Source organism: Bartonella sp. A05 (assembly GCF_026930145.1).
Taxonomy (GTDB): domain Bacteria; phylum Pseudomonadota; class Alphaproteobacteria; order Rhizobiales; family Rhizobiaceae; genus Bartonella.
Genome location: NZ_JANHOJ010000001.1, coordinates 347,934 through 371,399 on the forward strand (window position 1 = coordinate 347,934; position 23,466 = coordinate 371,399).

23 protein-coding genes, 1 tRNA gene and 1 pseudogene are annotated in these 23,466 nt (G+C 39.1%); 16 read left to right on the forward strand and 9 right to left on the reverse strand.

The features are described 5' to 3' along the window. Positions 1-7 precede the first annotated feature (7 nt). Genes NPX98_RS01340 through mnhG form a run of 6 tightly spaced genes read left to right on the forward strand, consistent with a single transcriptional unit; the run spans position 8 to position 6,022 of the window. Entirely contained in the window at positions 8-2,929 is a 2,922-nt protein-coding gene (locus NPX98_RS01340; protein ID WP_269022176.1) for a monovalent cation/H+ antiporter subunit A, read from the forward strand. Then, positions 2,929-3,267, forward strand: coding sequence for a Na+/H+ antiporter subunit C (locus NPX98_RS01345; RefSeq protein ID WP_269022177.1), 339 nt, complete (start codon positions 2,929-2,931; stop codon positions 3,265-3,267). The genes NPX98_RS01340 and NPX98_RS01345 overlap by 1 nt, the downstream gene beginning before the upstream one ends. A gap of 4 nt (positions 3,268-3,271) precedes the next feature. Beyond that, the gene (locus NPX98_RS01350; RefSeq protein ID WP_269022428.1) at positions 3,272-4,891 is read left to right on the forward strand and encodes a monovalent cation/H+ antiporter subunit D; all 1,620 of its coding nucleotides are present in this window, start codon (positions 3,272-3,274) and stop codon (positions 4,889-4,891) included. Next, positions 4,891-5,373, forward strand: coding sequence for a Na+/H+ antiporter subunit E (locus tag NPX98_RS01355; protein ID WP_269022178.1), 483 nt, complete (start codon positions 4,891-4,893; stop codon positions 5,371-5,373). Before NPX98_RS01350 ends, NPX98_RS01355 begins: the two co-directional genes overlap by 1 nt. Next, positions 5,373-5,654 carry a K+/H+ antiporter subunit F gene (locus NPX98_RS01360; RefSeq protein ID WP_269022179.1) on the forward strand — a complete coding sequence of 94 codons (282 nt, stop codon included), beginning with the start codon at positions 5,373-5,375 and terminating at the stop codon, positions 5,652-5,654. The genes NPX98_RS01355 and NPX98_RS01360 overlap by 1 nt, the downstream gene beginning before the upstream one ends. Beyond that, positions 5,651-6,022 carry a monovalent cation/H(+) antiporter subunit G gene (gene mnhG, locus NPX98_RS01365; protein ID WP_269022181.1) on the forward strand — a complete coding sequence of 124 codons (372 nt, stop codon included), beginning with the start codon at positions 5,651-5,653 and terminating at the stop codon, positions 6,020-6,022. The genes NPX98_RS01360 and mnhG overlap by 4 nt, the downstream gene beginning before the upstream one ends. A gap of 249 nt (positions 6,023-6,271) precedes the next feature. On the opposite strand, the gene NPX98_RS01370 is transcribed toward mnhG, so the two are convergent. The 4 genes from NPX98_RS01370 to NPX98_RS01385 all read right to left on the reverse strand — a co-directional run bounded on the left by NPX98_RS01370 (position 6,272) and on the right by NPX98_RS01385 (position 8,854). After that, positions 6,272-6,667 (reverse strand): MliC family protein, encoded by a 396-nt coding sequence (locus NPX98_RS01370; protein WP_269022182.1) that lies wholly within the window; start codon positions 6,665-6,667, stop codon positions 6,272-6,274. Beyond that, the gene (locus NPX98_RS01375; RefSeq protein WP_269022183.1) at positions 6,664-6,819 is read right to left on the reverse strand and encodes a hypothetical protein; all 156 of its coding nucleotides are present in this window, start codon (positions 6,817-6,819) and stop codon (positions 6,664-6,666) included. Before NPX98_RS01375 ends, NPX98_RS01370 begins: the two co-directional genes overlap by 4 nt. Before the next feature lie 294 nt (positions 6,820-7,113). Beyond that, a complete protein-coding gene (aroB, locus tag NPX98_RS01380) occupies positions 7,114-8,247 on the reverse strand; it encodes a 3-dehydroquinate synthase (RefSeq protein WP_269022184.1) in 1,134 nt (377 codons plus the stop codon). Next, positions 8,213-8,854 (reverse strand): shikimate kinase, encoded by a 642-nt coding sequence (locus NPX98_RS01385; RefSeq protein WP_269022185.1) that lies wholly within the window; start codon positions 8,852-8,854, stop codon positions 8,213-8,215. Before NPX98_RS01385 ends, aroB begins: the two co-directional genes overlap by 35 nt. A 99-nt stretch (positions 8,855-8,953) precedes the next feature. Between NPX98_RS01385 and NPX98_RS01390 the strand changes: the two genes are divergently transcribed. The 4 genes from NPX98_RS01390 (at position 8,954) to NPX98_RS01405 (ending at position 11,867) form a co-directional block, all read left to right on the forward strand. Further along, complete coding sequence (locus tag NPX98_RS01390; RefSeq protein WP_269022186.1) at positions 8,954-9,112, forward strand: hypothetical protein; 159 nt, start codon at positions 8,954-8,956, stop codon at positions 9,110-9,112. A 4-nt stretch (positions 9,113-9,116) separates the two neighbouring features. Further along, positions 9,117-10,025, forward strand: a complete 909-nt coding sequence (locus NPX98_RS01395; RefSeq protein ID WP_269022187.1) for a site-specific tyrosine recombinase XerD — start codon at positions 9,117-9,119, stop codon at positions 10,023-10,025. A gap of 98 nt (positions 10,026-10,123) precedes the next feature. Then, positions 10,124-11,080: an acetyl-CoA carboxylase carboxyltransferase subunit alpha gene (locus NPX98_RS01400; protein WP_269022188.1), complete on the forward strand. Its 957-nt coding sequence runs from the start codon at positions 10,124-10,126 to the stop codon at positions 11,078-11,080. 37 nt (positions 11,081-11,117) lie between these two features. Continuing rightward, positions 11,118-11,867, forward strand: a complete 750-nt coding sequence (locus NPX98_RS01405) for a L,D-transpeptidase family protein (RefSeq protein WP_269022189.1) — start codon at positions 11,118-11,120, stop codon at positions 11,865-11,867. 125 nt (positions 11,868-11,992) lie between these two features. Here NPX98_RS01405 and NPX98_RS01410 read toward each other — a convergent pair whose 3' ends face one another. The 4 genes from NPX98_RS01410 to NPX98_RS01425 all read right to left on the reverse strand — a co-directional run bounded on the left by NPX98_RS01410 (position 11,993) and on the right by NPX98_RS01425 (position 15,718). Beyond that, positions 11,993-13,060, reverse strand: a complete 1,068-nt coding sequence (locus NPX98_RS01410; protein ID WP_269022430.1) for a CobW family GTP-binding protein — start codon at positions 13,058-13,060, stop codon at positions 11,993-11,995. Positions 13,061-13,081: 21 nt separating this feature from the next. Then, positions 13,082-14,167 (reverse strand): D-alanyl-D-alanine carboxypeptidase family protein, encoded by a 1,086-nt coding sequence (locus tag NPX98_RS01415; RefSeq protein WP_269022190.1) that lies wholly within the window; start codon positions 14,165-14,167, stop codon positions 13,082-13,084. A 95-nt stretch (positions 14,168-14,262) separates the two neighbouring features. Then, positions 14,263-15,066, reverse strand: a complete 804-nt coding sequence (locus NPX98_RS01420) for a lysophospholipid acyltransferase family protein (protein WP_269022191.1) — start codon at positions 15,064-15,066, stop codon at positions 14,263-14,265. 577 nt (positions 15,067-15,643) lie between these two features. Further along, positions 15,644-15,718, reverse strand: a tRNA-Gly gene (locus NPX98_RS01425). A 211-nt stretch (positions 15,719-15,929) separates the two neighbouring features. Between NPX98_RS01425 and NPX98_RS01430 the strand changes: the two genes are divergently transcribed. From NPX98_RS01430 to NPX98_RS01455, 6 genes and pseudogenes are all read left to right on the forward strand, one after another. Then, on the forward strand, positions 15,930-16,877 hold the full coding sequence (locus NPX98_RS01430) for an ABC transporter substrate-binding protein (RefSeq protein ID WP_442864439.1): 948 nt from the start codon (positions 15,930-15,932) through the stop codon (positions 16,875-16,877). 52 nt (positions 16,878-16,929) lie between these two features. After that, entirely contained in the window at positions 16,930-17,826 is an 897-nt protein-coding gene (locus NPX98_RS01435) for an ABC transporter permease (RefSeq protein WP_269022193.1), read from the forward strand. Next, on the forward strand, positions 17,819-18,613 hold the full coding sequence (locus tag NPX98_RS01440; RefSeq protein ID WP_269022194.1) for an ABC transporter ATP-binding protein: 795 nt from the start codon (positions 17,819-17,821) through the stop codon (positions 18,611-18,613). The genes NPX98_RS01435 and NPX98_RS01440 overlap by 8 nt, the downstream gene beginning before the upstream one ends. A gap of 4 nt (positions 18,614-18,617) precedes the next feature. Further along, positions 18,618-19,661 (forward strand): DNA polymerase III subunit delta, encoded by a 1,044-nt coding sequence (gene holA / locus NPX98_RS01445; protein WP_269022195.1) that lies wholly within the window; start codon positions 18,618-18,620, stop codon positions 19,659-19,661. Positions 19,662-20,465: 804 nt separating this feature from the next. Continuing rightward, positions 20,466-21,320, forward strand: coding sequence for a YihY/virulence factor BrkB family protein (locus NPX98_RS01450; protein WP_269022197.1), 855 nt, complete (start codon positions 20,466-20,468; stop codon positions 21,318-21,320). 12 nt (positions 21,321-21,332) lie between these two features. Then, positions 21,333-21,783: pseudogene (locus NPX98_RS01455) on the forward strand (DUF188 domain-containing protein). 36 nt (positions 21,784-21,819) lie between these two features. Here NPX98_RS01455 and NPX98_RS01460 read toward each other — a convergent pair. Further along, the gene (locus tag NPX98_RS01460) at positions 21,820-22,512 is read right to left on the reverse strand and encodes a TlpA family protein disulfide reductase (RefSeq protein ID WP_269022198.1); all 693 of its coding nucleotides are present in this window, start codon (positions 22,510-22,512) and stop codon (positions 21,820-21,822) included. Between the last annotated feature and the right edge of the window lie 954 nt (positions 22,513-23,466).

Below are 23,466 nucleotides of genomic sequence, written 5' to 3' on the forward strand. Positions count from 1 at the left end.
TTATAGAATGACAATATGGGGGGCAACGTTGATATTGCTGGTTTTGCTTCCCTTTTGCGGTAGTGTTGTAATAGGTTTTTTTCGTTCAACAGCCAAAAATAATGAAGCATGGTTTGCTGGAGTAATTGCGCTTTTTAGTCTTCTTTTTACGATTGCACTTTATCCAGTGGTTCGTGGAAACCGCGTAGTACGTTTAGATATTCCTTGGCTTCCAGAATGGGGGGTTAATTTAACCTTGCATATGGATGGTTTATCGTGGCTTTTTTGTCTTTTAATTACAGGAATTGGGCTGCTTGTTGTTGTTTATGCACGCTACTATATGAATCCCGCAGATCCAGTTCCACGTTTTTTTTCCTTTTTTCTGGCCTTTATGGGATCCATGTTAGGAATAGTTTTATCAGGAAATCTGGTCTTTTTAGTCATTTTCTGGGAGTTAACTAGCGTTTTTTCCTTTTTATTGATCGGTTATTGGTACCATAATGCAAGTGCGCGTGATGGAGCGCGTATGGCTTTAACAATCACAGGTTTTGGTGGTTTCGCACTTCTTATCGGGGTTTTGCTGATTGGCTACATTGTTGGTAGTTTTGATTTAGATAAGGTATTGCAGTCTGGGGATTTAATTCGGTCGAGTCCCCTTTATGTGCTCGTGTTGATTTGTATTTTATTGGGGGGGATAACAAAGAGTGCACAATTTCCATTTCATTTTTGGTTGCCTAATGCAATGGCTGCTCCAACTCCAGTATCAGCTTATTTGCATTCGGCAACGATGGTGAAAGCAGGGTTATTTTTGCTTGTGCGATTGTGGCCTGTTTTATCAGGAACAGAAGCTTGGTTTTGGCTGGTGGGTTTTTCAGGACTCACAACACTGCTTCTTGGCGCTTTCTTTTCAATGTTTCAGCAAGATTTAAAAGGTCTTCTTGCATATTCAACTATTAGTCATCTTGGCTTAATTACAACACTTTTAAGTCTTGGAAGCCAATTTGCATGTGTTGCAGCAATCTTTCATATGGCTAATCATGCGACTTTTAAAGCGTCTTTATTTATGGCTGCGGGCATTATTGACCATGAAACGGGCACACGTGATATGCGTAAGCTGACAGGTCTTTTTCGCTATATGCCTATTACAGGGACGCTGGCTTTGGTTGCAAGTGCAGCTATGGCAGGTGTTCCTTTGCTAAATGGTTTTTTATCAAAAGAGATGTTTTTTGCTGAAGCCGTTGAAACCCATATGGAATCATGGCTGGATTGGATTGCACCTTATGTGGCAACGCTTGCTAGCCTTTTTAGTGTAACCTATTCTATACGCTTTATACATGGTGTTTTTTTTGGACAAAAGCCTACCGATTTACCCAAAATACCGCATGAACCACCACATTTTATGCGTTTTCCAATAGAATTGTTGGTTTTTGTTTGTTTGGCGGTGGGTATTTTTCCTAATTTCACAATAGGACCCATTTTGGATAATGCGGTGGTGGCTGTTTTGGGAGAAATAACGTATTCTTATAATTTGGCCGTTTGGCATGGTTTTAATACCCCATTAATTATGAGTTTTGTTGCTTTATCAGGAGGGGGAGTGCTTTATATTTTGGGGCATCGTTATTTCCTATCTTGTGAGGACGGACTGCCATTTTTTCGTCATTTAAACAGACAACGTATTTTTGAACGATTTCTCGTGATTATTTCTTGGAAATTTGCTCGTACTGCAGAATCTTGTTTGTCAACGCGCCGATTGCAAGTCCAGTTGCATTGGATGTTGTTGGTGTGCTTTGCATTTGTTGGTCTTTTACTGTGGTGCGATGGTTTGATTTCAGCTGGTTCATTGCCGCTTTTTCCACTTGATTTTCCCTTTATTGTTTTTTGGTTGATTGGGGGAGGCTGTGCATTTTTGGTCGCTTGGCAAGCAAAGTTTCATCGTCTTGCATCGTTAATGTTGTTGGGAGGCGCTGGTTTGATGACTTGTGCTACATTTTTATGGCTTTCTGCCCCTGATTTGGCGGTGACACAATTGGTTGTTGAAGTTGTGACAACTGTTCTTTTGCTTCTTGGTTTGAGATGGTTGCCTAAACGTGTACATGATTATACTCCGCAGCCTGTCGGTTTTTTTATACGCTGTCGTCGTGTTCGTGATTTTATCATAGCGCTTTTGGGTGGTGCTGGTATGGCATGGTTATCATTTGCAGTCATGACACGTCCACAAGGAAGTACTATTTCTGATTTTTTTCTGACGCATGCGTATTCTGACGCTGGTGGTCGCAATGTTGTGAATGTTTTGTTGGTCGACTTCCGTGGATTTGATACGATGGGCGAAATTGTGGTTTTGGGTGTTGTTGCGCTTACTGTTTTTGCGCTTTTACGGCGTTTTCGACCAGCTCCTGAAAGTATTGATGCACCTTCGCAACAACGTATTCAAACGGCTTTTGATATGGAACATCCCGATCGTGAAGTCGGAGATACTGTATCGGATTATTTAGCTATTCCTGCTATGATTATGCATTGGCTTTTTCCAGTTATTATCGCTTTTGCGATTTATTTATTGATACGTGGGCATGATTCTGCAGGAGGTGGATTTGCCGGTGGAATTACTTTGGCGATAGGGTTTATTTTACAATATCTTGCAACCAATATTCGCTGGGTGGAAAATCGTTTACGGGTTTTACCTCTGCTTTGGATTGGCTTCGGCTTATTGTTGTCAGTGGCAACTGGTATAGGTTCTTGGTTTTTCGGATTTCCTTTTTTAACATCATTTTTTCAATATATTGATCTTCCGTGGATTGGAAAAACTCCTGTGGCATCTGCCTTTTTATTTGATTTGGGTGTATTTTCTCTGGTTTTGGGAGCTACCGTTCTAATTTTGATTGCGATGGCGCATCAATCTATCCGCCGCTATCGAATCGGTAAAAAAAATGTTGCGCAAGAGAAGGAAAATTAATGGAAGTTGTACTTTCTTTAGGTATCGGTGTTCTTATTGGATCGGGCATTTGGCTTCTTTTGCGTCCGAGAACTTTTCAGATTATTCTCGGTTTGTCGTTGATCTCTTACGGTGTCAATCTTTTTATATTCTCAATGGGTAGGCCTCGTAGCAATGCAGTTCCTATCGTGGATCCTTCCATTGTGATTAATCCAGATCATTATGCCGATCCTCTGCCACAGGCTTTGGTTTTGACAGCGATTGTCATTGGTTTTGCAACAACAGCCTTATTCTTGGTTATTCTTTTGGTTTCACGTGGTTTGACAGGTTCAGATCATGTTGATGGACGTGAGAGGTAAAATGATGGAATCTTGGACGCATCATTTACTTATTTTGCCTATTATTTTGCCATTAGTCATTGGAGCAGCTCTTCTTTTTTATGATGAACGTCGTTCAAAACTTAAATCACTGATTAGCCTCTCTTCTACAAGCTTATTGGTTGTTATTTCTGTTCTATTGCTGCTGCGCGCTCTTGAAGTGGCTCCAGCTTCAGATGTTTATCGACTTGGTAATTGGCCTTCTCCTTTTAGCATTGTTTTAGTTCTTGATCGCTTAAGCGCTATGATGCTTTTGCTTTCAAGTTTATTGACTGCTGCTGCATTGGTTTTCTCTCAAGCTTACTGGTATAAAGCTGGACCTCATTTTCAGTCATTGATGCAGTTCTTAATGGTGGGAATAAATGGCTCTTTTTTGACAGGCGATTTGTTCAATTTGTTCGTATTTTTTGAAATTATGTTAACAGCCTCTTATGGGCTTGCTTTGCATGGTTCAGGTCCTCCACGTGTGCGTGCAGGTATGCATTATGTGGTGATTAATCTTGTTGCGTCGTCATTTTTCTTAATTGGTGCATCCCTCATTTATGGGGTGGTCGGCACACTTGATATGGCTGATTTAGCGGTCAAAATAAAATACATAGATTCTAAGGATATTGTTTTATTTAAAGTGGGTGCAGTACTTTTAGGTATCGTTTTTTTGCTCAAAGCTGGTATGTGGCCACTCAGTTTTTGGTTAATGCCCACTTATAGTGCAGCAGCAGCACCCGTTGGTGCGTCTTTTGCAATTTTGAGTAAGGTAGGCATTTACGTTATTTTACGTTTAACACTGCTATGTTGTAGCTCTGAGAGTGGGGCTTTAGCCGATTTTGGTCATATTGTTTTGTTTTATGGTGGACTTGCGACCTGGATTTTTGGTTTTATTGGAGTCTTGGCGAGCCAAGTTTTAGGACGTTTGGCGTCTTATTGTATTCTTGTCTCTTCTGGTACATTGTTAGCAGCTATTGGAATAGGCAATGCAGCGTTGATTACAGGCGTACTTTTTTACATTGTTTCTTCGACTTTAGCGCTTGGAGCTTTTTTTCTCTTGGTTGAATTGGTAGAGCGTATTCAAGATACAGCTGAAAATGTTCTGGCTGTGACCATGGAAGTGTATGGTGATGATGAAGAAGAGACAGAAGATGAAGTTGGTACTTATCTGCCAGTAACTTTAGCGATTCTTGGGGGATGTTTTGGAATTTGTGCAATTTTGATTATTGGGTTACCGCCTTCTTCCGTTTTTGTTGCGAAATTTATGATGCTTGCGGCAGTTTTGACTCCTAAAGAAAATGGTTTGTCTTCTTTTATGCCAATTTTACAGGATTGGCTTTTTGTGATTTGTGTCATCATTTCTGGTTTTTCAGCTTTGATTGCATTGACGCGTATAGGTATTCGAACTTTTTGGATATCACTTGAAGATAAGATTCCACGCGTGCAAGCAATCGAATTTGCACCTGTTTTGGCTCTTCTCTCTCTGTGTTTTATTGTGACAATTATGGCTGGTCCTGTTGGACAATATATGTCTGACACTGTTAAGACTTTATACGATCCTCACAACTATATTAATAGCGTCTTAACCGATGATTTTTTAAAAAGTACGGAGAGAAATTGATGAATCGTTTTTTTCCTTATCCTTTTTTAAGTGGTTTGATTGTTGTTATGTGGCTGCTCTTAAGCAGTTTCAGTTTGGGCCAATTGTTTTTAGGGATTATGATTGCTTTATTTTGTGGTTGGATTGTGCGGCTGCTTGAGCTGGAAAAAATCACTATTAAAAATTGGAGTGCGGTTTTTCGGTTATTCTTTCGCGTGTTTATCGATTCTATAGTTTCAAATGTTGCGGTTGCTTACTTTACTTTAACAAAAAGGCGTAAAGGGCAGCGGTCTGGCTTTATTGTTGTACCGCTTTTGCTTGAGAGTCGCACGGCTTTAGCTATTTTAGCATGCATTTTGTCGGTTACTCCAGGGACTATTTGGGTTGTATATAATAGCAAAAATAAAGAGCTTCTGATTCATGTATTAAATTTAACGGATGAAGATGATTATCAACAATTGATTAAGCAACGATATGAGAAATTGCTTTTGGAGATTTTCTAATGAGTATGGTTATCCTTTATTGGGGAATTTTTCTCTCACAGATTTTTTTAAGTTTAGCAATGATTTTAGCGTTATTTCGCTTAATTCGTGGTCCAAGGGCGCAAGATCGCGTCGTTGGTTTGGACTCTCTCTATATAACGGCTATTCTTTTGTTTCTCACATTTGATATTCGTTCAGGAACAAGCACTTATTTTGAAGCTGCGCTCATTATTAGCCTTTTGGGTTCTATCTCGAGTGTTGCTTTGGCAAAATTTTTGATGCGTGGAGAAATTATTGAATGAAAGAAGATGTTTCTCTTTGGATTGCGATTGTTATTACTGTTTTTTTAGTATTGGGATCCAGTTTGGCGCTGATTGGAACAATAGGGCTCATACGTTTTTCCAATTTTTATGAGCGTTTACATATGCCTTCATTGGGTGCAAACTGGGGCGTTGGCAGCATTCTTATTGCTTCATTTCTTTATTCAACGTTTGTGGATCATTCTTTTGCTTTTCATAATATCTTATTGATGATTTTTTTGCTTATGACAGTACCGGTAACTTCTATGTTGCTGTCACAGGCAGCGGCTTATCGAGATCATTTAGAAGATAAATCGGAAAAGCCGCTGACTCTTTTGTTGCATAATATGGAAGAAAAATCACAAGATTAAGACCTGTACAACTTAGTATATTAATCCCTTCTATTCTAAGAAAGAATAAAGCTCTCTCTTGAGAATGAGACTTCAATGCTCATTTCTCCTTCGATTGTGATATTAGCTCGTACCCAGTTCTCTGCTTAGTCTGCCAACAAAAAGCTGGCACAGATATTCATGGAAACTTAAAAGAACGGATCCACAAAATAACCCCTTGTAAACAAAAAGAAGCATTTTCCTTATTTTTAAAAGGATGAGACTATCTGTTTAAAACAATAAGGTTGTGTCTTTACTGCAGTGGATAGGGTTTTCTTCCTTGGGATCGTTAATAAGGTCATAAAGCGTAACGTCGTCTTTGTCCATCCACCAAATATATTGGGCTCCTGCGTATTTTGCTCCTGAAGCGGCAAGGACATTAGCGCCGATGACGCGTTCATTTTTCCATGTGAAATCAACCAATGAAATAGCATCGGCATTAAGATAGGTTGCTGTAACTTTTTCTTTAGTTTTTCCTGTGTCGCATAGATAGGCGATTGCTTGTGACGTTGGTTTTATCTCGTTTGGCATTTCAATGACTAAAGGGTCAGCAAAAGCACCGATTGTACTGATAGGGAGGAGGCTCAGAGCGGTGAAAAATCGTAAAATAAGTAGGTTCTTTTTCATGATATTTCCTTATGATGCAAAATAACAACTTCGATGGATATAGTGGCGTCTACGGCAGGATTCGAACCTGCGACTCCAGGATTCATACCACTTCGATTTTCATCGCCAGCCTTATCAATGTAGGCTGTTCGTGGTCTGGACTGTCTCTTCACCTTGAAGCTTAGGCTTTTTAGGCGCTGCCCGTACAGTCTCTACACCTTTCTCTCAGTTTAATTCTACATTTTCCCCGCTTTGTAAAGAGAGACTTGGCTCGGGATTGGCATATAGTTTCCCATGAAGCTTTCCCCGAATTTGAGCAGATCCACTTTGAAGATTTCTCCTCAAGCGCCCAATTTTAGGAATCCTGTGCTCTATCCTACTGAGCTACGCAGACACTATCACATCCATCCTTTTAGCGAAAGTATAAAAGTTAATCAATCATATAAGTATTCGTCAACAAATATTAATCAATGTGTTTTGACTAATTTTTGTTTCAGAAAGGTTAAAACGGTATCTGGTGCAATGTTTTTCGCTATGAATGCTTGACCGAGTCCACGCGTTAGAATGAAGGTTAAGTTATTTTGCGAAATTTTTTTATCTTGGACAATAAAGGCCATGAGTTTTTCAGCATTTGGCAGTTCGCCTGGGATGTCTTGTAACTGTGTAGGCAAGCCAACAGCTTTGAGATGTGCTTCGATGCGTTGTGTTAGTATGGGATTTGTTAAATTGAGTTGTACAGAGAATTGATGAGCTAAAACCATCCCTATAGCGACAGCTTCACCATGGATTAAACGATTTGAATCATAGGCGGTTGCTGCTTCAAGAATATGTCCAAATGTATGGCCAAGATTTAGTAATGCGCGTTCTCCAGTTTCATATTCATCGCGGGCTACAACATCAGCTTTGAATTGACATGCGCGAGTAATTGCTTCTATTCGAGTGGGGCTGTTTGAAAAAATTTCTTGCCAGTTTTTTTCAAGCCATTCAAAAAAATGAGGCTGGTTAATGAGGCCGTATTTGACCATTTCTGCATAGCCAGCGCGAAATTCACGCAAGGGTAATGTATCAAGAACACAAGTATCAGCAATAACGCATTGGGGCTGATAAAATGCACCAATAAGATTTTTACCATATCGGCTATTGATCCCAGTTTTTCCACCAATAGACGAATCAATTTGTGCGAGAAGTGTTGTGGGCATCTGAATGAAGCGCATACCTCTGCGTATCATGCTGGCGGCAAATCCTCCTAGATCGCCAATGACACCGCCACCAAAAGCAATAACGCTATCGCCTCTTTCCAAACGAGCGGAAAGAATTTTATCGATTATAGCTTGTAGTGTTGAGAAAGATTTTGATTGTTCTCCTGCTTCCACGATAATTGGGATGTTCTGTATTTTATGGTGTGTTAGTTCTGTTTGCAATGCACCTAAATGGAGAGAAGCAACATTTTTGTCCGTGATAATAGCGAGACGTTTCTGATGAAGACTCTTGTGGTTCAAATAATGCTTCATTTGTGTTGCAGCTTGTGCAATGAGACCTGAGCCAATAACAACATTATAAGAACGCTTATCGAGTTTGACAGCAACGGTTCTTGTCTGCATGCACATTATTCCTATCGTTGATTTCTGTGTACAAGTAGCGTTGTACAGACCGTACGACATCTCGCGCTACTGCATGATAGCATTTCTTTTGACTATTAATCATTAGATTTGCTTTTGCATAGATAGGGTAGCGTTGTTCCATAAGCTTTTGCATGGTTTCTTTAGGAGATTCTGTTTGAAGCAATGGTCGCGTTAAGCGTCGTGAAACGCGTTCTATGAGTACATTAATGTCTGCTTTGAGCCATATGGATATACCATTTTTCTGAATAGTTTTGCGAATGTCTTCGTTCATATAGGCGCCTCCACCTGTCGCCAGAACGATAGGGCCCTTTTTAATGAGATTTGTAATTACACGTCGTTCAACAGCACGAAATTCCGATTCACCATAAATTTCAAAAATCTCATTGATTGTCATTTGTGCCGCTTTTTCAATTTCTTGATCGGAATCATAAAAAGGTAAATGTAGGATGGTGGCGACGCGTTTTCCAATAACTGTTTTGCCTGCTCCCATAAGACCAACGAACACGAGTGTGTGTTGGTTAAGGCGCGATAATCGCTGTTTTTTTACGTGTGTCATTGGGATATTATGAGAACGATTATTTTTCATGATTTTATTTCGACATTTATTTTCCTTAAAGTCAATTCCTGTTAATCTTTGTACGGCATGATAGGAGATAAAGTGTTTTTTTTAGTAGTTTAGTGTCTTATGCCAACATTAACCCGACTTTTATTGATCATTTTTATTTTTATTGCCATTATTTTCAGTATTATGGTAGCCCTTGTTATTTGGGTTGAGCCGATAACAGCGGAAATGCATATCGATGTTCCTCTCGATTCATTGAATGCGCCTTCAAAAAAGGACTAATAAAATGATAGATCATTTTCTTGAAATGATGAGTGCTGAGCGAGGGGCATCTGTCCATACACTGGCAGCCTACAAACATGATTTGCAATGGGCACAAGATGCATTATCTTCATGCTCTATTTCGCTTTTTTCAGCACAAAAAGAGGATTTGATCAATCTTTTGGCGCTGATGCATGATGCAGGGTTCGCTCCAACTTCGCAAGCACGTCGTTTATCGACGTTGCGTCAGTTTTATCAATTTCTTTACGCTGAAGGATTGAGAACAGACGATCCTTCTGCTGATATCGATGCGCCGCGTCAAGGGCGCTCTTTGCCGAAAATCATGAGTGAAGATGCAGTGCAGAAAGTGCTTGATCGTGCTGAGTTGGAAGCAAAACAGGCAGATTATGGCTCCAAGAATCATCTCCGCGCATTGCGTCTTCAGGTGCTGATTGAAGTGCTTTATGCAACGGGGTTGCGTATTAGTGAATTGGTAGGTCTTCCGGTTCGAGCGGTACGGGGAAAGGAAAAGTTTATTTTGGTTCGTGGTAAGGGGGGAAAAGAGCGGATGGTTCTTTTATCAGAAAAAGCGCACGAAGTCCTTTCTCAGTGGTTGGTCTTGCGGGATCAAGGAAGAGATGCCGCAAGTCCTTACCTTTTTCCCGCTTGCTCATCGACAGGATATGTTGCTCGCCAATTTGTAGCGCGGGGATTAAAAGATCTCGCTACAAGAGCAGGGATAAGAAGTGACAGTTTTTCCCCCCATGTGTTGCGTCACGCTTTTGCTAGTCATCTTTTGCAAAATGGTGCTAATTTACGTGCGGTTCAACAGTTGTTAGGTCATTGTGACATTTCTACCACCCAGATTTATACACATGTGCTAGAAGCTGGACTTTACCGTTTGGTCAATGAACATCACCCGCTTGTCGATTAGCAAAAGACCAAGGAGAGAGTGTGACATTTTGAAAATATTTCTATATGTGTATAAGTTACATAAAATATGTATCAGTTATACAAAAAAAGTTGGGTTCTATGTATAATTATCTTGATTTTGAAAAACCAGTTGCAAATCTTGATGTGCAAATTCTTGAATTGAAAAAAATGGCTCAGGAAAAGGGAAGCCTTGATATGAGCGAGGAGATTGCGCGTCTTGAAATGCGTTCTCAAACAGCTTTGCGGGATATTTATAAAAAATTATCACCGTGGCAAAAAACACAAGTAGCACGCCATCCTGATCGGCCGCATTTTATGGATTATTCAGCGCAATTATTAAGTGATGTTACACCTTTGGCAGGTGATCGCAAATTTGCTGAAGATGAGGCTATACAAGCTGGTTTCGCGCGCTTTGAGGGTGAGGCGATTGCTTATATAGGCCAAGAAAAAGGCCACGATACGAAAACGCGTTTGCGTTATAATTTTGGATCTGCTCGTCCTGAAGGGTATCGCAAAGCTGTACGCATCATGGAAATGGCTGATCGTTTTGGTTTGCCATTGCTTACTTTTGTGGATACAGCAGGTGCTTATCCGGGTGTAAGCGCTGAAGAACGTGGGCAAGCAGAAGCAATCGCTCAGTCGACAGCCGCAACTTTGCGCCTACGGGTTCCTGTTATTTCAATCATTCTTGGAGAAGGAGGTTCTGGGGGGGCGATAGCAATCGCTGCGGCTAATAAAGTTTATATGTTGGAGCATTCGATCTATTCGGTTATTTCACCAGAAGGTGCGGCTTCTATTTTATGGCGCGATTCAACCCGTGCGAAAGATGCAGCAACCAATATGCGCATCACCGCTCAAGATCTTTATCAGCTAAAAATTATTGATGGCATTATTCCTGAGCCTGTGGGAGGAGCACATCGAGGAAAGGAGGCTGTGATTGAAGCAGCGGGTCATATGATCTCGGCTGCTTTAAAAGCTATGATTGATAAAGATGGTGAAACCATTAAAAAAGAACGTTGGGAAAAATATCTTCAGATTGGCCGTTCTTTGATGTGATATGGTTTGTGCGGTAGCTTTGTGGGTTGGAGTTTTTATGAAATTAAATCGTTTCTTATTGGCATTTCTTTTGTTGGCAACTGGAATGCTGGCAGCGTGTCAGGAAAGGCTACCAGCCTCTATTCGTGCTAAGGTTGAGCAACGATTGCCTAAAGAAATTGAAGATCGAATGGTTGCACATAATGTCGATCAATATGCACCAATTATGATGCGGTTTTTTAAGAAAGAAAATTATGCTGAAGTTTGGAAGCAGTCTCGTACAGGGCGATTTATCCTTATGGCACGTTATGATATTTGCAAGTGGTCAGGTAAGCTTGGGCCTAAATATAAGGAAGGAGATCTCCAAGCGCCAGAAGGCTTTTATACCATTAGTGCAAATCAAATGAATCCTTATTCGAAACATTATCTTTCTTTTAATATAGGTTTTCCTAACCTTTATGATCAAGCACATGGCCGCACAGGGAGCTATCTTATGGTGCATGGTGGCTGCTCTTCTGCAGGCTGTTATTCAATGAGTGATAGAAATATGGCACAGATTTATGCCTTTGCACGGGATGCTTTTAGAGGGGGGCAAAGAGAGTTTCAATTGCAGTCTTTTCCCTTTCGTATGACCAATGCTAACATGGCGCGCCATCGTGAGAATCCTCATTATCAATTCTGGACAATCCTTAAAGAAGGCTATGATCTCTTTGAGGTGGAGCGTATGCCTCCCAAAGTTGATGTTTATGCAAAACGCTATGTTTTCAATCGAATTAGCAATGAACCTTTAATTTCTATGGCGCCATAAATGCGATTTTTATCGTAAGAAGTGCTGCTTTGTCTTTCATAAAATACTATTGGCGTACGTTAGAGTTATGCGATAAAGGGGGAGTATATGATTAAAGGTAACGATTTATAAAATTGTAAGGGATATTAAAATTTCATTCCCGGAATGGCTAAGGGATTAGCCAAAAGAGCTGTTTTGTCTGCGGTATCTATGGCTGGTTTATTTAAAAAAATGTCGAACAGTTTTTGAACCATTTCTTTTTCAATACCGTCTGCAATGATGACAAAGCGCGTTTGTGTGATCCCGCTTGGCCATGCTGGAAGCCTTACTGGTGGGTGGAATAGTGTCTGTATGCCATGCAGAACGAGCGGACAATGTGGATTATCATGCAATGCAATGATTGCTTTTATGCGTAATAATTTTTCACCATAAAGATTTTTTAGATGATCTAGAAAAGCTTCTAAAGTGGCATAATGAATCGGTTCATCACACTCTAATGAAAAAGCACGAATAGTTTTATGATGAGAATGATCATGTGGAATAATGGTTAACCATTTTTTTAGCTGTGAATTTTCTCCTTTTTCGTTCCACAATGTTTTATTCATTAACATATTTGCACAGCATTGCTTTGAATGGGCATTGATGATTTCTGCTGTAGGATTAAGTGTTTTGAGAGTGCTGATAAGAGTATCTAAAAGAATTTTTGAGTCACTTAGGTCGGTTTTTGTGAGGATAATTTTATCAGCAAAAGCAATTTGTTTTTGTGCTTCAGAATATTTTTCCAAGATGGCAGGTGCGCTCAATGTATCAAATGTTGTAATAACAGTATCAATGGCTAAAGCCTGTTTTAAGATAGGGTGACTCAAAAGCGCTTGTAAAATAAGAGCAGGATCGGCTAACCCTGTTGTCTCAATGATAATGCGGTTTAGTTTTTTGAGATGCCCTGTTTGGATACAATCAACCAAATTTGTTATTGTATCGATTAAATCACTGCGCAAAGTACAGCATAAACAGCCATTTGCCAATTCGATGATTCCTTCTGTAGCTTTCTCAACCAGAAGGTGATCGATACTGACTTCACCGAATTCATTAATGATAACAGCACTATCCGTCAAAAAAGGATCCTGTAATAGATGGTTCAGTAAGGTTGTTTTACCAGAACCTAAAAAACCTGTAATGAGGGTGACAGGAATGCGCGTTGCGTTTCTCTTCATCATAACTGTTGTTTGCCTGTTTTATATCATAGATAAATAGGCTGGCCGTTTAAGCGGAATAGGGATTTTTCGTGGTATTTTTCCCTTCATTTGATGTGTCTGTGGTGTGGAAATGAGTCTGACGGGTAAAGGAATAATAGAAGAAGGCAAATCAGTGATTAAGGGCGAGGTAAGAATAATATTTCCTTCTTCATCGTAGTTATCCATACGCATTTTTATAGCTTCGGGACTACATATTTGTTGCCACATATCGGTTACGCGTTGCGTTTTAGTGCCATAAGGCTCTAATGTTGCTAATGTTGATTGTGGCGATCCTTTGCGCGAAAAGCTTGTATCAAGCAGTTGTGCGGCTTTTTCTTCTCTTGCTTTGACGTCTTGTGATCCTAAAATGACGGCGATAATCGTGCGTTTATTGCGGGTTGCCGAGGCAACAAGATTGAAGCCAGAGGCACAAATAAAACCAGTTTTCATACCATCTATTCCGTCAAAACGACCAATGAGATTGTTTGAATTCGGTTCGATTTTTCGGCCGTCACCAAAATCAATGGCTGGAATAGAAAAATAATGAGCATATTGGGGAAATTCTCGACGAATTTGAACCGCTAAAAGAGCCATATCGCGTGCTGTGGTGTAATTGTTTGGATCTGGTAGTCCACTTGCATTTGCAAAATGGGTTCCAAACATTCCTAATCGTTGGGCATGGGCATTCATTCGTTTTACAAAAGCTTCCTGTGAACCGGCAACAGCTTCACTTATAGCAATAGCTAAATCATTGGTAGATTTAACCAAAGTTATGCTTAAGGCTGTTTCTAGTGTCAGAATGGAACCAGCTTTATATCCCGAATTATAGGTAGGAGCGTTGGCTGCATTTTTGCTGATGATGATATGTTGTTGGGGTGAAATTTCTTCTGTGCTCATAGAGCGAAAAATGACATAAGCGGTCATTAATTTTGTTAAAGAGGCGGGATACCAGCGTTCAAACGCTTGGTTATGTTCTAAAATTCGCCCAGTTTCAGCGTCAACGGAGATAAAGGGATGAGCAAAAGCCAAGGTATTTACTATACCCAAGATGCAAGATAAAAAGAATTTATAGAACAGTTGACGCATAAAATGAATCCAATCATTTCTCAGTTTGAGTAATTTATAATGACTTTAATGTAAAACATAAAAATTTTTAGTGCGTCAAATGAAGAATTGGCAATTTAATCACGCACTGGTCCATCCCAATGGTGACCAAGCGCTTGAAGCCTTTGAACAGCTGAGGGTGGCATAGGTGGGGGCATAGGGTCTTTGGCGGCTAATAAGAGCAATTCATCACAGGCTTTTTCTGTTGTTTGGATGAGCTGGTTTTGGAAATCGTGTTTGCTTAAGTTTGCTTCTATGGGAGGAAGAATACGGACACGGATTTTACCTGGATAGCGACAAAAATTATTGCGTGGCCAATATAAACCAGCATTGTGGGCAATGGGAACAACTTGAAGTTTTAGTTCATTATAGAGAGCAAGAATACCCGGTTTATAATCTGGTTCTTGGCCAGGTTGTCTCCGTGTGCCTTCGGGGAAAATTAGGATTTGCCGTCCTTCTTTTGCTTTTTGTTTTGCATTTTGAATAATGGTTTTAAGGGCTTTAATAGGTGTTGTTCGGTTAATCGGAATAATTTGTGTTTTTGCCATATACCAACCAAAGAAGGGGATCCACATCAGCTCGCGTTTTATAACGAGAACGGGATCGTCGAAATAGGGCACAAGACTAAAAGTTTCCCATGCGGATTGATGTTTTGGAGCAAGAATACAGGCACCTTTTGGTAAATTTTCTATACCTTCAATTTCATAATCTGTACCGGCAATGTGTTTTTGTAAAAACAGTGTGACACGTGCCCAAGTTTTAGGAACAATCCATGCTTTTTTGCGTGGCATTAGAAAATAGAATGGTGCATAAAGAATCATTTGCAAAAAAGTTGTTGTATAAAAAGCGAACGTAAAGAGAAGAGAACGAAGGATAAGCACTATATTTTTCCATTTTTATCTGTAAGGAGGCTCTGTATATAATGCACTTTATATCAGAAAGCATCTTTATTTATATTTTTTCAGGTTTTTGATCTATTTTTCTTATGACAGCTAGACTGCAAGTCGGTTTAAAGATTTATCCAAAATAAAGATTGGTAACAGCTGTTGTTGTATAAACATACAGGGTGTATAGTGCTTTCAAGATGTGATATGTCTTTTTTATACAGATTAAATTGCTTATTCATATTTTAGCTCAAATCTTTGTGATCTTAGGTATAGAGATGTTTAAAGGCTCTCGTTTCATAATCATTAAGGATTATGGTGGGACAGTACCATTTTGACTGTGATTATAGCATTACTGCTAACAAGCTTTCGGTTAACGCAGCAAAAGAATGAAAACATATCAGGAGCATTTTAGCTATTTCAAGTGTTTTTCAGGTGCAGAGAGTGTGCAATACAGTTACTGTTTCAAAAAATGCTTGTTCCAACTATAATCAATAAAAGTATTCTTCTTTAAAAAGATAATTTCTTTAAGATTAATTCTATATCGTTAAAGTAAATCTGCATAAAAACTACATGGAGCGGGCGATGGGATTCGAACCCACGACCCCAACCTTGGCAAGGTTGTGCTCTACCCCTGAGCTACACCCGCTCACTAAACTGAAACACATTTCAATTCAACTTTTGTCTGTATGACGTAGGCTGACTTGAATTGCAACAAAAAAAATAATATTTCAACGAGATTTATTTTTCAATGTTTAAGAATGGAAATAAAGATTGATTTTAAGTGTACTCTTTAATAGATTATCTTCCTTGTTGTTATGATTAATGAGGGCAAAATAGCAATGTTTAGGATAGTAAGTATGTGCATTGCTGTTATGGCTATTGTAGCAATGAATAATTTCGCAAAAGCAGCAGATCAAGTTAAAGTAGCAATTACACAAATCGTTGCACATTCTGCTTTGGATACGATCCGTAAGGGAATAGAAGATGTATTGTCTGAAAATGGTTATAAAAATGGTGAAAATTTAAAATTAACCTTTTTCTCAGCACAGGGCAATATTTCTACTGCAACGCAGATTGCACGTAAATTTGCTGGTGACAAACCAGATGTAATTGTTGCAATTAGTACACCTTCGGCGCAGACAGTATTGGCAGCAACCAAAAAAATCCCCATTGTTTTTTCTGCTATTTCTGATCCTATAGGAGCAAAATTGGTATCTTCTCTTATCAAGCCGGGCGGTAATGTAACCGGGGTTTCTGATCATCCGGATATTGCAGAAAATCTTAGACTTTTGCAGGAAGTAAAACCAGATTTGAAAAGAATTGGCTATCTTTATAATGCATCTGAGGCTAATTCTGTTGTAACACTCAAGGTATTAAAGGATTTAGCAAATCAAGCTGGAATTGAAGTTATTCCTTCATCAGCGTCCAAATCTTCCGATGTTCAGGCGGCAACACGGGCTTTAATCGATAAGGTGGAGATTATTTTTGTCCCCGCTGACAATACAATTATTTCTGTTTTAGAAGGAGCAACAAAAGTTACACATGAAACAAATACTCCTGTATTTGCTGTTGATTCTAACGCTATTGGACGAGGCTCTTTTATGACGCAGGGCGTAGATTATTATAAAATGGGAATTGATACTGGAAAGTTGGTTTTGCGTATTTTAAAAGGTGAAAAGCCAGGTGATATTGATATTGTACAGGCCGATAATAAGGATATTCTGATTGATATGCAGGTGGCCAAAAAGGCTGGTGTTATGATACCACAAGCAATTTTTGAGCGTGCGATAAAAGTTATCCAATAAGATTTCTTTAACAAGGTAAAGTGCATTGAGTTTTTGTGTAGGTGGTATCTGAATGACAGTATTTGCTTTTTCTGGTGCTATAGAATTAGGCCTTATTTACGCATTCGTTGCTATTGGGGTTTATCTTTCGTTTCGTGTTTTGAATTTTCCTGATTTAACTGTCGATGGTTCGTTTCTTCTTGGGGCGTGCGTTTGTGGTGTTTTAATCCTTTTGGGTTTTAATGCGTGGGTTGCTATGCTGTGCGCTTTTAGTGCAGGAATGGCGGCGGGCTTATTAACAGCTTTGTTAAATTTGCAGTTTGGTATTTTAAATCTTTTGGCTTCAATTCTAACGATGTCGGCACTTTATACGGTCAATTTGCGTATTATGGGGATTATGGGAGGGTCAAATGTTAATTTGGCGCTTGCTGATACGGCTTTAACGCCTTTTTACGGTTTGTTTAGTTTGCCTGACATATTTGTGCGTCCTCTTTTTGTTGGTTGCATTTTATTGATTGTAACATTTTGTGTTTGGCGTTTTTTAGAAAGTGAAATAGGTCTTGCTATGCGGGCGATGGGGGCTAATTCGCGTATGGCTACTGCGCAAGGTGTTCATACATCAGCATTGATTTATTTGGGTATGGGTCTTTCAAATGCATGTGTTGCACTCGGGGGCTCTCTTTATATCCAAACAGCTATTGCGACTGATATTACAGGTGGCGCTGGTACAATTGTTTTTGGTTTGGCAGCAGTTATTATTGGTGAAACTTTATTTCGTACGCGCAATATTTTTTGGATTATTGTTAGCTGTATTTTAGGCTCTATTCTTTATCGTATTGCGTTACAATTTGCATTTGAAGCAAATGCTATCGGCATTGATACGTCGACGGATCTTCAGTTGATTACAGTGCTTTTGGTGATTTTCGCTCTTATTGTGCCACGCTATTTAGAAAGGCGTAAACATGATTGAGCTTTCTCATGTTGGGATGACTTTTAAGCCGCAAACACCTTTAGAAAAACAGGCTCTAATTGATATTAACCTCAAAATTGATCGAGGAAGTTTTGTTACGGTTATTGGTTCGAATGGTGCTGGTAAATCAACTTTGCTGAGTGTTTTAGCAGGTTCACTGTTTCCTACAAAAGGACAAGTTGTGATTAATGGGAAGAATGTCTCTCGTCAATCGATAAGTGAGCGCGCTGGTAAGGTTGCTTGTGTTTTTCAAGATTCGCTAATGGGAAGCTGTGGCCCTTTGACGATTGAAGAAAATTTAGCTCTTGCAGCTCTTCGGGGGTATCGACGTGGTTTTCGTTCGGCATTAAATCATAAGAAGCGGCAATTTTTTCGAGATAAAATTGCTCAATTGGGGCTTGGTCTTGAAAATTGTATTCATAATCGTATGGATAGTTTATCGGGTGGACAACGTCAAGTGATTTGCCTTGTAATGGCTACTTTAGCCCATGCGGATGTTTTGTTGCTTGATGAGCATACCTCGGCGTTAGATCCAGGAATGGCTGATTTTGTGATGCGTTTGACCGAAAAAATAATTAAAGAAAATGGATTAACCACTGTTATGGTAACACATTCTATGCGTCAGGCTCTGGATTATGGAGATCGTACATTGATGTTGCATGGGGGAGAAGTGATTTTAGATGTGCATCAAGAAGAGCGTAAAGATTTACATGTGAGTGATTTGATTGGTATGTTTCAAAAAGTCCGTGGTGAAGTTCTTGATGATGATAAACTTTTAATGGATTAATATTTTGGCTCAGAAAAAAGCGCATGAAGTTAATCATTTTCTAACACGCCTTTCGCGTTCTTTTCCTGTTATCTTAATTTACGGACCCGATCGCGGTCTTGTTTGTGAACGTGCACAGCGTTTTGCAAAGCTTACACAGGTCGCAATAGACGATCCTTTTTCAACGGTTCGCTTGGATGCGGCTGAGATTGATAAAGATCCCGCACGATTGGGAGATGAAGTGCACACTATATCGCTGTTCGGTGGGGATCGTTTGATATGGGTATCTAATGGTGCTAATCAAAAAGGTTTTCTTGCTGCGTTGCAGCCTTTAATTAAGGAGCCGCCAAAAACGAGTTTTATTTTAATTGAGGCAGGAGATTTGAAAAAAGGAACAGGGCTGCGCAATGTTATTGAATCAGCATCGACAGCTATGGCTTTGCCCTGTTTTACAGATGATGCTCGTTCTCTTGACTCCCTAATTGATGAGGTTTTGAACAGTTTTAAGATGACCATTTCTTTGGAGGCGCGCAAATTGTTGCACGGAAGTTTGGGGATAGATCATCTTGTTTCTCGTAGTGAATTGGAAAAGCTTTGTCTTTATGGTTTAGAAAAAAAGCATATTGCTCTTGAGGATGTGAAAGCTGTGGTCAGTGATGTGAGTGCTCTTTCTCAAGATGAAGTGATTGATGCTATTTTACTGGGGGATGTGGCAGGTTTTGAGGCTCATTTTAACCGACATGCCGTTGGACAAAGTTCACTTTTTTTTATTCTGAGCACTGCGCAAAGACATTTTCAACAATTACAGCTTTTGCGTTATCAAGTGGAGATTGAGGGTAAAACTGCTGTTACGGTGATCTCTCAGGCGCGGCCACCAATTTTTTTTCAGCGAAAACAAACAGTTGAAAAAGCTTTGAAATATTGGGGGCTGGAAAAGATTTTTTATGCTATGGAAAAGATACAGCGTGCTGTTTTGGATAGTCGGAAAAATCCGCTTTTAGGTGAAGCAATCATTCGCCAAGCTTTATTGGGATTGGCGGTTACTGCGCGACGCCAAAAAGCTTCTTAAAATATTGGATTGTTTTCTTTTCAGATCGTTTTTGTGATTTTAGCGCGTTTTATAAAATAAATTTTCTCTTTAGAGGTTGTTTTTTTGAAAGATTCAAGAGTTTTTCCTTTAAAAAGGAAAATTTCTATTGGTTGTATCTATTCCTTTTTTGTTTCGAAAAAGTGAATTTTCCCATGTTTTCTTTGATGAAAAGTTACATTCGGTTTTTTCTAGGCGTCTATAATGTACCTCTTTTTCTATGTTGATTTTTAGTATAAACTATCTCAAATAAAAGATGAGACAAACGATTAAGGGAATGCAAACAACCGCTTTGCAAAAGATTTTGTCAATCGGATGGAGGGGTATCATGCATTGTATTATTATATATCATGTTATACGCAAAAGAGATTACTGATTTGCTAGTTCGGATCAAGAATTAGCTGTTTGTGCACTATATGCAAGGTATTGATTTTTATGTTCTGCAAGCAAGATTTGTTTATGAACAGTCTTCAAAATATTTGTGCTGAGATTGATTTTAGAGGGGGATGGGCAGAGATTAGAAAGTTATTCTGTATGTTTTTAGGCATGCAGTGAAGGGCATTTGTTCTATCAGCGGAGCCAGAGAGAGTGATGCGTTGCTTTTAGTTATCCGTGTTATTGATAAACTTCTGATCTAGTACTGCTAATTTAGATATAAATTCTATTCATTTCACTCTTAAAAGACATACTTTTTTTATATAAAAAGGCTCTTATTTATAAGACTTTGGTGATTTTTGATGCAGCTGGGATAGATTAAAGTAAAATGTCGTCAGAAAGTATTAAGATTTGATCAGAGACATATTTTGGTATAGCCATCGTATTTTTACCGATGCCATAAGTCACTATTTTCGCGATAATGGGAGTGCTTTTGCAAGCCATGTAGCGCTATCGGGACTTTTAGCGTTTTTTCCTTTTTTTATTTTTGGAACATCTCTTGCCAGTTTTCTTGGGACTTTTGCATATACGCCGCAAAAGATCCAATCGCTTGTGCAGTTGTTGCCGGATGCGATTGCGGAGCCGTTGTCTCAGGAAATAGTCAATGTTTTAACCACTCAGCGGAAGGGGTTATTGACACTTTCTGTTTTGGGAGCGGCTTATTTTGCCTCCAATGGAGTGGAGGCTTTGCGTACAGCTTTGAATAAGGCTTATCGCGTTGTTGATCGACGTAGTTTTCTTTTTTGTCGTTTTCAAAGTTTGTTTTTCGTTCTTACTGGAGCTATCGGCCTTATGGTGATCAGTTTTGTATTGGTTTTAGCACCTTTGCTTATCAAAATTACGCAAATGCATTTTTCATTTATTGCTGAATATATAGGTGCCATTCGTCTATGGCGCTACATGATTGCGTTGGTTGTTTCATTTATAAGCCTTTTTATTACGCATAAATGGTTGCCGGCAGGGCGGCGAAAATTTATAGATATCTTACCGGGAATTATAATAACAATGTTGCTTTGGTTTGGTGCTTCAATTGCTTTTGCTCAATATTTAACAATGTTTAATTATATTTCCACCTATGCAGGGTTAACCTCTATTATGGTTGCAATTATTTTTCTCTACATGTTGAGTGCAATTTTTATTTTGGGGGGAGAAATGAATGCGGCGATTATGTTGTATCGCGGTCGTTTGCGACATTCAGATAAATAAAATAATTTTTTATTGGGTGAAAATAAGGGTGCAGATATAAAAACACAGCCTGCGATCACTTTGTTGGTTGATGCTGATGCTTATCTTGCAAAGACTGAAATTTATCGTGTTATGAACCGTTATCAGCTCAAAACATGCATTGTGGCAATTTCTCCCGGATGAAAATGCTTCTTGAAACGGTGATTGTTTCTGAAGGGCTTGATTGTGCAGATGATTGGATGTAGATCTCCTGCATGAGGGCAGTGTTGTTATTACAAGTGATATCATCCTGTTAGCAGCATGCGTCATACAGGCTGAGGGCATGTGTCTTTCGCCAGTGGGATGCGTTTGTAATGCAAGTTCAATCGGCCAGCATTAGCGTGCGCAATCTCATGGAAGATTTGCGGAGACAAGGCAATTAAACGAGTGGCTCCGTTCTTTTTGTTGCAAAAACCGTTTTAATTTTTTGTCAGCATTGGATTGAGCTATACAGCGTTTAAAAAAGGGCATAGTTATTCAGTTATTGTTCCTCTTTAATGACAGCTTGTATAAGCGCTTTGGCATCATCATTGGCCCATGGTGCTGCACCATTGAATGAAGCAATGAGGTTGCCATCTTTGTCGATCAGAAGTGTGATGGGCAATCCTAAAGCTAATCCCTGTTTTCTTACCTCTCTCAATATATTCATTGTTGAATCACGATAGTAAACCAAATTATCCGCTTGAACTTCGTTTAAGAATTTCTGAATTTTTTCAGGAGAAGCCGCTTTATCGACATTAATAGCCATGACATCGAAGTGTTTTTCACCCATATCACGTTTTAATTGCGCTAATTCTGGCATTTCCACACGGCAGGGTGCACACCAAATCGCCCACAGATTGATGAGCATCGGTTTTCCGTTAAATTCGGCTAATTTACGTTCTTTTCCCTGAGGATCCTGAAAAGAAAGGTGGTTCGTATTATAGGGAACATCGGCAAATCGCATATGAGCAAAAAAACCTTTGGCAGTTTGCCTTATTGCCATCATTTTGTCTGCTTGTGTTTTATCAGCGTTTGTTTCTTGTGCTTGTGCATTTGAAATAAGGTTGGAAAAGAAAGATGCTTCCATATTATTGCGGTATGTTGCTGCGTGTAAGCTCCAGATAACGATAAAGGACGCGATGAAAAAGAGCGCTTTTTTATTTTTTCGGCCGATAGAAATTTGAGGAATCATACTTTGTGTCCTTTTAATGAATGTCTTCGGTATGTGACGGATGAGAAAAGAAAAAACCAAATCTGTGGGATAGCTTATTTGCTGCAGATTCTACTGCCATGAATCACCATTATAGAAATTAACATCATCAAATGAATTTTGAGTAAAGACGTTATGAGCAGGATATTAAAGGTTTACTTTTTCACGGAGTTATTTAGCGCAACTGAAGATTATTTGACAGTCGGATTATAGAAAAGTGCTCATATTTTAAGAATGAGCTGCCTAAAAATTGAAGCAAGTATATTTATTGTTTATAAAATGCGTGGAAATATTTCTATGAATATTAGTGTATGACTGAGTGAATTAATTGGTTTTGTAACGGGGCGTGAGATACGGATGTGTTCGCGCAATGAGTAAGAGATCGTTGATTTGCATTCATGGATGTATGAGAAGATGCAACAAATGGCGCCACTGATCGCATTTGGAAGTGTGACTTTATGTTGGAATTTTTAAGTTTTGGTGTACTGTGATCTTGGTGGAAAAAGCGTTGCGGTCTTAATGTTGGTTACGGGTTCAATTTCAAACGATATATTCGAAGAGTGGGGCAACAGTTTGATATTTTTGTCATTGAGTAATCCGTTAAAAGCCGCTAGAATTGCAGGCTTTTTGTGGAATGGTGCTTTGAGACATGCTTTACTGAATTGTTGATTGAAACAAATATTTTGTAATTGCCTAAGTGATTTTATTTGAAACGTAAAAAAGAACAAATGATATCAATATGAGGAAAAAGGGTATATGAAAACCGTTTTAAAAAATTTAATAATTGTTCTTTTGGGTTGTATCGTTATAGTTGAACGTGGACGTAAAGGAGCATTAGAATTGCTCCTTTAACGATGGTAAATTCTTTGCAAGAGGCGGTGTTTGTTTCCAAAAGCAAAGCAGATAAACCTTTTGTGCTCGATCGGTTGATACAAT